The following is an 11879-nucleotide window of genomic DNA, read 5'->3' as shown; positions in this document are numbered from 1 at the left end:
CGCATGGCTATTCTCGCGATAGCGTTCGAGAAAGCTGCCCAGCGACTGGCGGTCGTTCTTCACCCGGCCGGATCTGAGCGTTTTGCCGCCCGAATCCTGCACCACCAGGTGGCTGTAGGATTTGTGGTAGTCGACGCCGATATGGTATTCATAGGACGCAGTCATGCTTCCAACTCCCGTGTTGAAGATCTCCAAAACCCCAACAGGATAAGCCGACAGGCTGGAAGCGTGACTGTCCCTCGATCATCACCTGCATCTCAGTGATCCGTTCTCTCAGTGGGCGGGCGCTCTTTCATGCCACCTCCTTGTCCGGCCAACGTGTTTCAGCGATGCGTCTACGCAAATCGTCAAGCTGAGCTTGCGGCACATGAAATTCGAAAGGTCGAATGCTTTCGTCTGTAGTCGTACCACTTACTACTACCGCTGAGCTTGGGTCAGCGGCATTTGCGGTCAGAACAGGCCCGGCAGACAGGAACAGCATGGAGCCGAAGGCAACTGCTAGAATCCTTTCCGCAGTTCTACTGCGAGCGTTCGATTTTTCTATATTGGTCATGAACCTTGATCCTATGTTCTCATCGCTGAGTTCGGTTGACCGGGGAAACCTGATAGCCCGACGTATCCGGCATATTTCGCGGTTGGTCGAAAATGTAACACAGCGTATAGTTGTGTATGATCGCATAATGTATCGTCTGCAATGGGCGCGCGGGACACCACTGCATGTCTGCTTGGTCGAGACATGTGCTCGCGACGATGGTGGTGCGACAGCCCGGTTGCACGCGCCGTCAGATCACCCCAAAGGACTATAGCTGGCAGTGACCTGCCATGCTTGTCGGTCGCCCGGCAGAGGCGCAGAATACTACGCCGTCGGGGCAATGGTTCACCAGGGAGGAGCGAATCATGAACGATCTGAGCCTCACCAATCTCCATGCTGGAAAAACTACAATCGCCTCCGCGGCCATCGATGCACTCGCGGGGCGGTTGCGCGGGCGCGTCCTGAATGCGGGTGGCGCATCCTATGATGAGGCGCGCACGATCTGGAATGGGATGATCGACCGGCGGCCCGGGCTGATCGTGCAATGCGCCGGGGCGGCCGATGTCGTCAATGCGGTTCGTTTCGCGGCGGAGAAGCAATTACTCGTCGCGGTGCGCGGCGGCGGGCACAACATCGCCGGCAATGCGGTCTGCGACGGCGGCCTGATGATCGATCTCACACCGATGAAGTCGGTGCGCGTCGATGCGACAACGAGGAGGGCCTGGGTCGAGCCGGGCGCCACCCTTGCCGATGTCGACAAAGAGACGCAGGCCTTCCGCCTGGTGCTACCGACCGGCATCAACTCGACGACGGGCATCGCCGGCCTGGCGCTCGGCGGCGGGTTCGGATGGGTCACGCGCAAGTTCGGGTTGACGCTTGACAACCTGCTCTCGGCCGATGTGGCTACGGCTGGCGGCGAGCTCGTGCGCGTAAGCCCGACGGAGCATCGCGACCTCTTCTGGGGCTTAAGAGGCGGCGGCGGGAATTTCGGCGTCGTCACTGCCTTCGAATTCGCGCTGCGCGAACTCGGTCCCGAGGTCCTCGCTGGCCTTGTCGTGCATCCCATTGCCGATGCGCAAAGCGTGCTCCGCCAATATAGGCAGGCACTCGACGCTGTCCCGGACGAACTCACCTGCTGGGTCGTTATGCGGCAAGCGCCGCCTTTGCCGTTTCTGCCGCAGGAGTGGCACGGCAAGGAGATCTTGGTGCTGGCCATGTGCTATTGCGGCGATCTGGTCGCGGGGGAGCAAGCGACGGCTGGCTTGCGTGCGATCGGTAAGCCGATCGCCGACGTCGTCGGTCCCAAGCCCTTCGTCGAGTGGCAGCAGGCCTTCGATCCGCTACTTACGCCCGGAGCCCGCAACTATTGGAAGAGCCATGATTTCATGGAGCTTTCCGATGCGGCTATCGGCGTTTTGGTCGATGCAATCCGGCAATTGCCTGGACCGGAATGCGAGATATTCATCGCCCATGTCGGTGGGGCGGCCGGCCGGGTAGCGGTTGAGGAGACTGCATTCCCGCAGCGCAGCTCGCATTTTGTCATGAATGTCCACGCACGATGGCGCGAGCCGGCGATGGACCAGACCTGCATTGGCTGGGCGCGGCAGCTTTTCGAGACAACCAGGCCCCATGCCGCTGGCACCGCATATATCAACTTCATGCCCGCCGACGAGGCCGACCGGATCGAGGCGGCCTATGGCGGCAACTATCCGCGGCTTATCGAGGTCAAGCGGCGGTACGACCCTGAGAACCTGTTCCGAATGAATCAGAACGTGCGGCCGCTCGAAGATCGAGGGGCGTGAACCGCATCGCTCTGTCGCTGGCCGCGGCCGCCGACGTTCCCGTCGCCGCGCCTGAGGTAACGGCAAAAGCCGCTTTTACGCCGGATCCGATTGATGCCGACATCGCCTCCCGTGGCCGTCGACCTGCGCATCGTCTGATGCGCAGGTCGACCCGGTCGCGAGCGCCTTGAGGCAATGGGGTAGTTTCCGGCATCGATGAGGGGCCAGCTCCGGCTGGAACTTCCCGGCATCAATCCAGTTGGGCTCGCGCGAAAGGAGAACAACATCGGTATTTATAAGCCGAGAGACGGCGCCCCTGGCACGACCGAGCAGTCGCCCCGCTGGGAAGGCCCTGAGGAAAGCAGACCTCGCGGATATCTCCCCGCCAAGGATGAACCGGATGAGGATCGGGACGCCGCCGGCAAAAAAACCGCGATCCGAAACGCAACCGCCCTTCTGAGGCCCTAAGAATGAGAAAAGATGCGAAGGGTCAGTTTGCCAAGTCCGCCGCAGACCGTAATAGCACGGGTGTGGCCAGTGCTAAGCCCACGGTCATAACCGGGTCGGAGGATATGTCGGATCATCGCGATCCGCCGGGTCGGGAGGGGCCGGAGAAAGATTGGGATGCCGGGTTCGATGAAACCTCGCCCGATCGCTCAAAGTGATGATGCCCGTCACAATGCAATGGTGCACGAGGCGATCGCGGGCTTGAATTCATGCCCGCGCGCCACAGGGTGAAGGAGGCAGCTACATCCTGCACTCAACGTGGTTCCCCTCTGCGAAAACGGGGCGATCCAGCCATCGCGCCCGTCGTACCGCCGTCAACGACAATCTCCGCAGCTTGAATGCCCGAAGCCTGGTCGGAGGCGAGGAAGAGGACAGGATTGGCAACTTCCTCGGCCGCAAGCAAGCTGGTGCTTTCGCGACGCGAAGGCGAAGATGGAGGAAAGGCTGTCCGCCGTTCGCTATAAACCACCCCACGCGGATGTATCGATAGTGCAGGCCAAGAGCGTTGCTGCGACGTTTGCGTCGTCAGGATCTGTGACAAGCAGAAGATCGAGGCGCTGATCTTTGTACCGTGCGTCGATTCCCTCAATCTTGCGCGGCTGATCAAGGTGTTGCCAAAAGCGCAGATGGCCTTCTTTCCCGAGTATCCCTATGGCCGCTGCAATACACTCTCCGTCAAGGAAGGTATTCCGGGTGTCTTCCGCAACGGCACAGAACACAACCTCACCATTGGACAATGCAGCCGCATCGGTGAAGCCAAATGGAACCCCGTGGACCGAACCAAGATCAACCCTGTCGACTGACAACGGTTGGACTTGGCAGACCCACCTTCCAGAGTTTCGAGAAACGGCTGAAGCGGGTAGCGAATGATAGCATTTTCAGCCTGTTTTCCATTACCACGCTGGAAGAAGTGGAACTCATCGCCGATGACGACAGCGCCTTCGATGTTTATCTCGGAAAAGTGTTGTTCGAGCGGATGCAAAAATTCTGAGAGATCAACGGTGCGAGGCGGTCCGGAGATGTCACCGTATGGGTCAAAACCCAATAGAGCGCCTCGGTGGCGGTTCGCATTCGACCCCGACCCGATTGCCAGTAGTGAACCATTCGGAAAGCCTGTGAGGGCAGGCATCAATACGAGTGCTTCGACATCGGGTTTTAGACGTTTTCGTGCGCCCTTTGCGTCCGGCAAGACCCCGTCAAACAGACGCACCAACCGGCCAGGCTCCACGCCGTCTACCGAAAATCTGCCGAGATGGAGTTCATCATCAGCAATAACATAAATTGCCCTTCCGTGGCGGACGAGGCCGCTCCCGGCGCTCAGATGCAAGGGCCGGCCGCCTGTGGCGGCCGCTGAGATATCGAGATCACGTATCTTTTTGAGTTCGAGGTTCCGGTCGTTCATCCGTGACACCATGAACTATGTTGGGTTCGCCCGAAAGCGGCGTGATGATTTTGAAGAAGGTGAGGAGGAAGTGCCCACTGTGCGGGATCGTCGCATGCAGGTACTCGATATCTTGACAATTATATTCAACTTATTTAGCACCCCTCAACCGGCCTTTTTTCTCCCCTCGACGGGGCTGAGAATTGTTTTCGGTCAATAGGTTACGGGGGTGACGGATGAAACTGCGTGCAGGATCGTTGGCAGTGTTGCTGGCGACAGTAAGTCGTGTGGCATTGGCGCAAGACGCGACCGTGCTCGAGCGTATCGAGGTGACCGCGGGCCGTTCGACGGCGACGATAGGGAATGAGCCGGAAGCTTATGCCGGAGGGCAGGTGGCGCGCGGCGGTCGTGTGGGGCTTCTCGGCAACCGCGACTTCATGGACACTCCGTTCAACATCACCAGCTACACTGCGCAGACAATCGAAAACCAGGAAGCGCAGACTTTGGCCGACGTTTTGGCCAATGATCCGTCAGTCAGAAGCACCCATGCCTCCGGCGGGATGCTGGATTCGTTCTATATCAGGGGCTTTCCGATCAACGAGGGCAACTTCGGCGAAATCGCATTCGACGGCGTCTTCGGTGTTGCACCGACCTACCGCCTGTTCACCGATTATGTCGAGCGTGTCGAGGTGCTGAAAGGACCGACCGCGCTGCTTTATGGCGTCTCGCCCAACAGCGGCGTCGGCGGCACAATCAACATCGTGCCCAAGCGGGCCGGGGATGTTGACCTGACGCGGCTTACCACCGACTATGTCTCGAATCTTTATGGCGGGGGCCACCTGGACGTCAGTCGCCGATTCGGCGAAGAGCGTCAGTTCGGCGTGCGCTTCAACGGCAGCTATCATGGCGGCGACACCGCGATCGACAACCAGTCGCGCGACGTGACGGTCGGTGCGCTCGCGCTCGACTATGAAGGCGAGGGTTTTAGGGCGACGCTTGATGTTATCGGCCAGCGGGAGGACTTCGACGCTCCGCAACGCCCGTTCTTCCCGGTTGCCGGCATTGAGATCCCGGATGCGCCGGACGGACGATCCAACGTCCAGGAGCCATGGGAATGGTCGAAGAGCGAGGACCTGTCGTGGCTCGGCCGGGTCGAATATGACCTCAGCGACAACGTGACGCTGTTCGGTGCCATCGGCGGCGGCAACTCGCGTGTCGAGCGCCTTTTCGGCACACCGACCCTTCTCAACTCCGGCAGCGTTAGCATCACACCTCAGAATTTCGTCTTCGATGTCGACCGGCTGACGGCCGAGACAGGTGTTCGCGCCACCTTCGACACCGAAGCCGTCGAACATACCGTTGCCTTCCAGGTCAGTGGTCTGGAGCAGAGCCTCGCCCGCGGCTCGAACTCGGGAACTGCCCAGCTTACCAATCTCTTCGATCCGCTTCCGCGCCCCAGGCAGAACGTACCGCAACCGACCCATGTGCCAAGGGTCTCGGAGAACACTTTCTACGGTGTCGCGCTTTCCGACACGATGTCGATGCTCGACGAGCGTCTGCAGTTGACGCTGGGTGGGCGCTGGCAGAGCATCGACACCAAAAACTACAGCCCTGCCACCGGGGCCGTCACCACCTCGTCAGACGAGGACGCCTTTACGCCTCTGGTCGGTGTCGTCGTGCGCCCCTGGGAAAACGTCGCGCTTTATGCGAACTACGTCGAGGGCCTGAGCGTCGGCGACAGTGCGCCGACTACGGCGATCAATGCCGGCGAGACACTCGCGCCCTATCGCTCCAAGCAGTACGAGATCGGCACCAAGGTGGATCTCGGGCGGGTCGCGGTGACTGTCAGCGCGTTCCAGATCGAAAAGCCCTTCGGCCAGCTCGAGGCAAGCGGGGCCGGTCTTGTCTTCGTCGAAGGTGGTGAACAACGCAATCGCGGTGTCGAACTCAATATCTTCGGCGAAGTGACGCCCGAGGTCCGGGTGCTCGGCGGCGTGACCTTCATCGAGGGCGAACTGACGAAAACCAACAGCGCCGCGACCCGCGGCAACACGCCGATCGGCGTACCGTCGGTGCAGGTCAATCTGGGTGCGGAATGGGACACGCCCTTCATCGAGGGGCTGACGCTGACGGGCAACGTCATTCATACCGACGAGCAATATGTCAACACCGCCAATACCCAGGAAATCCCCTCCTGGACCCGGCTTGACCTCGGCGCCAGGTACCTGACCGAGATCAATCAAAAGCCGGTTACGTTCCGGGCCGAAGTCGAGAACGCCTTCGATCTCGACTACTGGTCCGGCGTTGCGAGCTTCGGCACGATTTCGCAAGGCGCGCCGCTAACGGTGAAGGTGTCGATGACGACCGATTTCTGATGGGGCGGGGGGCAAGCTCCCGTGTCCGGAACAGTGTGCCAGGCTAGCTTTGATCAGAGAAAAAATGCTCCGGCGGAAACACCGGAGCATTTTTCTTGGGGGCAGTCGATCTGAGGGGGCGGTGCGCGGATTTTTCGACTGCGCGTGATGCGCGGCGTCCGATGCCTCCTACCGTCAGTCCGCACCTCCGGCAAGGCTGACGGCGTAGCCCGGTCTATAGGGAATGGGCAGGAAGCGGCGGTGATACTCGGCGAACGTCGCGTTCGGATCGAGATCTGCAAAGAGCTCCGGATGGAACCATTTCGCCAATTGCTGGACGGCGAAGAACTCGTAAGGGCTGTTGTAGAACTGGTGCCAGATGCCATGGAAGTTCCGCGTTTTCAGCGCGTCGATCCCGGTATAGGCATCGCGGGTGGTGAACCATTCGAGCTTCTTGTGCGTCTCCTCGGGGTCGGCGCCCGGACCGAGCGGGATCCAGTGGCCGCCGGGCACATAGGCCTGCCAGTTGGCGCTGGTGACGACCACATGCTCAGGATTGGAAACGACGACCTGTTCGGGGTTGAGCTGTCCGAAGGTACTCGGCAGGAAGTCGCTGCCGATGTTGTGACCACCGGCAAGCTCGACATATTTGCCGAAATTTTCCGCGCCGAACGACAAGCAGCAGTCTTCGGAATAGCCGCCGATGCGCTCGATGAAGACCTTGGGGCGGTTCGGGTTCTTGCTCGCGATGACATCGGTGACCCGGGCCATAGCCTGGCGGCGGAACGCGATGATTTCTTCCGCACGTGCCTCGCGCCCCAAGATCTTTCCAAGCAACCGGATGGTTGGCTCCGTGTTCTTTAGTGGATAGTGGCGGAAATCGATGTAGAGGACCGGAATCTTCAATTCAGCCAGCTTCTGAATATATTGCGCGTCTTCGTTGGCCCGCATGGCTTCAAGATTGAGCAAAACCACATCGGGCTTTTGTACAATCGTTGACTCAATGTCGATCAAACCATTCTCCTGGCCGGGAAAGGCAGGGAGCTTCGCAAGCCCAGGAAACGCCTGAAGGTACTGGTTATAAGTCGCAGGGTCGGCCTCGATCAGATCGTTACGCCAGGCGACGACGCGAGCAAGGGGATCTCGTGGTTCGAGCGACGCGAGAAGATAGAGCTGCCGCCCCTCGCCAAGAAGTATGCGCTGGACCGGAACATTGACCGTAACCTCACGGCCCGTGATGTCGGTAACGGTGGTCGTTGTTTGCCGGACCGCTGCCGGTTCGCTGGCAAATGCCGTCCACGGGCCCGGTATCATCAAGACAACGGCCGTTAGCGCGGCGCGTAGCGCTAAGAGTTTTCTCCTCAAGATAGTTCTCCTTTGTCGATGGTGCGGCGCGAGCGGAGCCATAAGCCGAGCGCCACGAGACTTGAAAGGCCGTAAAGACTGGCGACGAGAGGGAAGGCGACCTCGAGACCAAAGCGCTGAGTGGCGACGACGCCGAGGATGATCCCGACGATCGATGCCGCCTGTTGGCAGCTTTGCGCCAACCCCAGCGCCGATCCCTGCCGATCGCCGCGCGTGGCTGCTGAGACAAGCGCCATGAGCGCGGGGGTCGTTCCCCCCAGCAACAGTCCCCAGAGAAAATAGAGTCCCGCGAAGAGACCGATGGCGCGTGTTGAGCCGGCAAGCCCGGTTGCGACCAGGCAGCCGGCGGCAATCAATACGTTCCATCCGAGCACGAAGGCTGGCGCGCGTCCGGTGAAGACCCTAGCCCAAGCGGGCGCGCCGACAACGAAGCCGAAAGCTAAGAGCCCATAGCTCAAGCCGATTATCCAGTACTCGGCGTCGTATACCTCTGCCATGAAGAGGGAAAACGGGACTTGCAGCACCATTCGGCTGGCAAGCAACAGCCCAATCAATAGCAGCAGCCCAGGGACCGCCATGCGGTTCGTCGTCGCTGGCAATGCAGTCATCGCCCTCGCGCGGCCCACACCCTCCCTTTCCCGTGGCACAGTCGGCAGGCTTGCCCACGCGACCATCGAGCAGATGGCGCAGACGATGCCGGCGGTCAGATTGATCGCCGCAAAAGGCAGAGCATCAAGGATGAGGCCGCCCAGCAACGCACCGCCCAGCGAACCGGTGTTGGTCGCCACCTGGAGCCATGCAAAGAGGCTGGCTCTGTCGCGACCGCCGGTGACCTGCACACCATAGGCTTGGGCCGGGGCAATGTAACCGGCGCAAGCTCCCTGCAGGAAGCGCATGACCAGAATGGTCCAGGCGTCCTGAGCGAAGGCGACGAGCACTTGCGTGATCGCCAGGCCGGCGAGCGCCCGGACCATCATCAGGCGATTGCCATAGCGATCACCCATGCGGCCCCACAATGCACTGGTCACAGACACTCCCAGCATCGGGCAGACATAAACGCCGATGGTGGCCAAGCCAAAAGCGCTCGACGGGCCAAGTTGCTGGATTTGCATGGGCCAAAACGGGCCGCTCATTTCCATGGCGCCCATCGAGACAAATTGCAGGCCGAACAGCAACGCGAAAACGGGGCAGACGCCGCGCGGCGCGGCAACTGTGCTCGTCATTGAGCTAACGTCCCAGCCATACCAAGCGGCCGCCATCTCGATCGAAGCGGAACTGCCCGCGTTTCCACCGTGAGGCATCGCTGGTGCGGCGGTAACGGCAAAAACGAAAACAAGGCGTGTTTGTTTGTACCAGGAGCTTCGCCTCGTAGCGTTTAGAGAGAACTTATTATGAATGCTGCACTCAAGTTATTCTGGTGATTAACCGACGACATTCTGGCCGTCAACGATGATTGTTATGTCGTCAGCGACGGCACTCCCGAGGCGCTCGTTGAGCTGGCGCTTCTGTAAGTCGTCGGCGCTGACGATTTTGCGGCCCGCTGTTGAAACGCAGCGAAGCGGTAATTTGAGGCCTACGATTACGGATCATCTTGCGGACGTTTGAGCAGTGGCACGATGATCTGTTCAAGCATGCCATTGCTGGCAAGCAGCCTGCGCACATGGGCTTCAAAGACGCGTCCTGCTCCTTTCGGAACAATGAGCCCGAAGGTTTTCATGAGACCTCGATCAACTGACCGCGGGCACCGACAAGGGTACGGGTCAGCATGCTGTTAGAATCCTACACCCGGACTGCTTTGTAAAAGCCAACCTCGACAAGATGAGCCAAGCCGTCGGCATCGTTTGCATCGGTCTTGTTCGTCGCCATATTGAGCGCCGCTTTGGCGTGCCGAGCATCAATGCAGATTGCCGGGACACCCTGTGCAGTCAGCTCATGGTAAAACCAGACCGACAAAGGTCCCGTCTCGAATACCACGCGCTTTGCTTTCGGAGCGCGTTCACGGATAACAGCTGCCAGTAATTGCGGATCGGATGCGCATTTTCCACGCCATACCCGCTTGCCATCTCGCCGCACCGAAATCGCGGTGTCTTTCAACGATACGTCGAGCCCGATATATTCTTCCATGGTTGTTTCCCGTTCGATGCTTGGGACAGGCCCCGCGCCATGATCCCGTTTTTCCATCTTGTCGGGGAACAACCACCTTGGCGACGTCGTGGAAATATCCGTTCAGCAGCCAGTAGGGCACCGCTCTCGCGATTACCCCATGTTGATAAAGGCCATGTATCGACGGGAACACGGCCAGGTCGGCCGCTTCAGGAAGATCGCCCTGAAAAACTCCGGCGCGTGAAGTTCAAAGATGGTTTTTCAGAGCAATTTCTTACAAGATGCATTCTGGCTTCGATATACAATCTGGGCTTTCAGAACGGATCGCAATGCCTCAGAAGATTTCGCAGGATCACATCAAATCGATGAGTTTCGGCCCGAAGAGCGTCGGGGCGGAGGCATGGAGAAATGTCTCCACGATCAGGGAAGAAGGTGTCAGCTACGCCATAAGTTCATTGTCGATGTGGACGGGTCTGAGCGCCAAGGTCGTCGAAGCCTCCTGCGACCGGCCTGTCTACAACTCCGACGAGGCCGATTGTTCGCGTCTGATCGTCCTGCTCGAGCAGAAAGATACGCGGGTTGCGATTGGACCGCACCGAACGCGCCGCCCGACCCCGACGCAGGATACCCCGCATCAGATGGCCGTTGGAGCGCCGGGAGCACGTCAGTTCGGCTTCTTCGATCGGCCATCTGGCTACATGCGCTGGCTCGTTCTTCAATTCGACGTGGCGTTGCTGGGGCGGCAGCTTGGCGTTGGGTTCGAGCCTGCCGATTTCACGCCGCGCTTCATGTTTCACGACCCGGTCCTTTTCCAGATCGCCAAGCGGTTCGAAGCGGCATGCCTGGGCGAGGAGGTTCGCGACACGCTGCACGACGACCTGCTGCTGGTGGCATTATTGAATGGGCTTGGCCGCCTTGAACATGGCGCGGATGAGAAAAGGCCTTTTGCTTTGTCCCAGTCTCAGCGGCGTCTGTTGATCGACTACATGCGTGCGCGGCTAATGACGAATATTCGCCTCAGTGAATTGTGCAACCTCGTACAGCTGTCGCCATTTCATTTTTGCCGGTCCTTCAAAAAGTCGCTTGGTGTGTCCCCGCACGCTTGGCAGATGCGCGAGCGCATCCGTGTAGCGCAATCGATGCTGCGCGATAACCAGACGAGGCTGGCCGACGTCGCGCTGGCGGTGGGCTTCTATGATCAGGCGCATTTCACCAAAAGCTTCAAGAAGATTGTCGGCGTGACTCCCGGAACCTGGCAGGACGCTCGTTGCCGCTAGTACTACAGTTGCGTTTGATCTGAAATCATGATTCACTCTCAGCGTTTAGCTGGAGGGAATTGCATGTCCGTCGCAAGCTGGTCTGGGTCGGTGCTGGCGTGGCAACGCGAGCTTGATGCATTGAAAGAGCGGCTGGGGTCGGTGTTTCGCCGCCGCGAGTTGCGGGTATCGAGTGGTGGCTTTCTTGACGGCGTGCTGTCGGGGGTGGAGCGCAAGACCGGCTGGCTGATGGCCGAGCAGGCTGGGCTGGAGCGGCCTTATCGGATGCAGTCTCTATTGGGGCGCAGCCATTGGGATGCCGACGCCTTGCGCGATGTAGTTCGGGCCTATGCGGTCGAGGCTCTCGGTGGTGTGGGCGGCGTTTTGGTGGTGGACGAAACCGGGTTCCTGAAGAAGGGCGAGCATTCGGTCGGGGTGGCGCGGCAATATTCGGGCACGGCCGGCCGGATTGAGAACTGCCAGGTAGGTGTCTTCCTTGCCTATGCAAGCCGCTATGGCCAAACCCTGATCGACCGGCGGCTGTACCTGCCGAAAGCCTGGGCTGACGACGAGGCGCGGCGCACTTCGGCACAGATCCCG

General features: G+C 59.8%; 8 protein-coding genes and 5 pseudogenes. 6 read left to right on the top strand and 7 right to left on the bottom strand.

Annotated elements, in window-relative coordinates; genetic code table 11:
* Together BLU35_RS36940 and BLU35_RS35490 are read right to left on the bottom strand one after the other, a co-directional pair.
* A pseudogene (locus BLU35_RS36940) lies at positions 1-165 on the bottom strand (IS110 family RNA-guided transposase); the annotation flags it as partial.
* A gap of 127 nt (positions 166-292) precedes the next feature.
* Complete coding sequence (locus BLU35_RS35490) at positions 293-553, bottom strand: epoxide hydrolase N-terminal domain-containing protein (protein WP_143033066.1); 261 nt, start codon at positions 551-553, stop codon at positions 293-295.
* 344 nt (positions 554-897) lie between these two features.
* On the opposite strand from BLU35_RS35490, the gene BLU35_RS34635 reads away from it, so the two are divergent.
* The 3 genes and pseudogenes from BLU35_RS34635 (at position 898) to BLU35_RS36550 (ending at position 2978) form a co-directional block, all read left to right on the top strand.
* Complete coding sequence (locus BLU35_RS34635; RefSeq protein WP_093236507.1) at positions 898-2334, top strand: FAD-binding oxidoreductase; 1437 nt, start codon at positions 898-900, stop codon at positions 2332-2334.
* A gap of 270 nt (positions 2335-2604) precedes the next feature.
* Positions 2605-2792 (top strand): annotated as a pseudogene (locus BLU35_RS36555) (hypothetical protein); the annotation flags it as partial.
* Positions 2784-2978: a hypothetical protein gene (locus BLU35_RS36550; protein ID WP_093236509.1), complete on the top strand. Its 195-nt coding sequence runs from the start codon at positions 2784-2786 to the stop codon at positions 2976-2978. The pseudogene BLU35_RS36555 and the gene BLU35_RS36550, both read left to right, overlap by 9 nt.
* 95 nt (positions 2979-3073) lie before the next feature.
* On the opposite strand, the pseudogene BLU35_RS36545 reads toward BLU35_RS36550, so the two are convergent.
* Positions 3074-3214 (bottom strand): annotated as a pseudogene (locus BLU35_RS36545) (SDR family oxidoreductase); the annotation flags it as partial.
* 64 nt (positions 3215-3278) lie between these two features.
* Positions 3279-4222: pseudogene (locus BLU35_RS34620) on the bottom strand (DUF6929 family protein).
* Positions 4223-4437: 215 nt separating this feature from the next.
* Between BLU35_RS34620 and BLU35_RS34615 the strand changes: the two are divergent.
* Positions 4438-6576 carry a TonB-dependent receptor gene (locus BLU35_RS34615; RefSeq protein ID WP_093236505.1) on the top strand — a complete coding sequence of 713 codons (2139 nt, stop codon included), beginning with the start codon at positions 4438-4440 and terminating at the stop codon, positions 6574-6576.
* A gap of 174 nt (positions 6577-6750) precedes the next feature.
* On the opposite strand, the gene BLU35_RS34610 is transcribed toward BLU35_RS34615, so the two are convergent.
* From BLU35_RS34610 to BLU35_RS34600, 3 genes and pseudogenes are all read right to left on the bottom strand, one after another.
* Entirely contained in the window at positions 6751-7869 is a 1119-nt protein-coding gene (locus BLU35_RS34610) for an ABC transporter substrate-binding protein (protein WP_176907599.1), read from the bottom strand.
* A gap of 47 nt (positions 7870-7916) precedes the next feature.
* Complete coding sequence (locus BLU35_RS34605) at positions 7917-9143, bottom strand: MFS transporter (RefSeq protein WP_093236508.1); 1227 nt, start codon at positions 9141-9143, stop codon at positions 7917-7919.
* A 377-nt stretch (positions 9144-9520) separates the two neighbouring features.
* Positions 9521-10044 (bottom strand): annotated as a pseudogene (locus BLU35_RS34600) (IS110 family transposase); the annotation flags it as partial.
* Positions 10045-10352: 308 nt separating this feature from the next.
* Here BLU35_RS34600 and BLU35_RS34595 point away from each other — a divergent pair.
* Positions 10353-11300 (top strand): helix-turn-helix domain-containing protein, encoded by a 948-nt coding sequence (locus BLU35_RS34595; protein WP_176907597.1) that lies wholly within the window; start codon positions 10353-10355, stop codon positions 11298-11300.
* A gap of 63 nt (positions 11301-11363) precedes the next feature.
* Positions 11364-11879: IS701 family transposase (locus BLU35_RS34590; RefSeq protein WP_143033065.1), on the top strand; the 516-nt coding region annotated here is incomplete at its 3' end.

The sequence above is a fragment of the Sinorhizobium sp. NFACC03 genome, assembly GCF_900103435.1.
Lineage (GTDB): Bacteria > Pseudomonadota > Alphaproteobacteria > Rhizobiales > Rhizobiaceae > Ensifer.
The sequence above is the reverse complement of the archived record's forward strand: the minus strand, read 5'-3'. Positions and strand labels throughout refer to the sequence as shown.

Excerpts from the sequence above, each read along its gene's own strand:
- BLU35_RS35490 (WP_143033066.1), bottom strand. The coding sequence starts at position 553 with ATGACCAATATAGAAAAATCGAACGCTCGCAGTAGAACTGCGGAAAGG.
- BLU35_RS34635 (WP_093236507.1), top strand. The coding sequence starts at position 898 with ATGAACGATCTGAGCCTCACCAATCTCCATGCTGGAAAAACTACAATC.
- BLU35_RS36550 (WP_093236509.1), top strand. The coding sequence starts at position 2,784 with ATGAGAAAAGATGCGAAGGGTCAGTTTGCCAAGTCCGCCGCAGACCGT.
- BLU35_RS34615 (WP_093236505.1), top strand. The coding sequence starts at position 4,438 with ATGAAACTGCGTGCAGGATCGTTGGCAGTGTTGCTGGCGACAGTAAGT.
- BLU35_RS34610 (WP_176907599.1), bottom strand. The coding sequence starts at position 7,869 with ATGATACCGGGCCCGTGGACGGCATTTGCCAGCGAACCGGCAGCGGTC.
- BLU35_RS34605 (WP_093236508.1), bottom strand. The coding sequence starts at position 9,143 with ATGACGAGCACAGTTGCCGCGCCGCGCGGCGTCTGCCCCGTTTTCGCG.
- BLU35_RS34595 (WP_176907597.1), top strand. The coding sequence starts at position 10,353 with ATGCCTCAGAAGATTTCGCAGGATCACATCAAATCGATGAGTTTCGGC.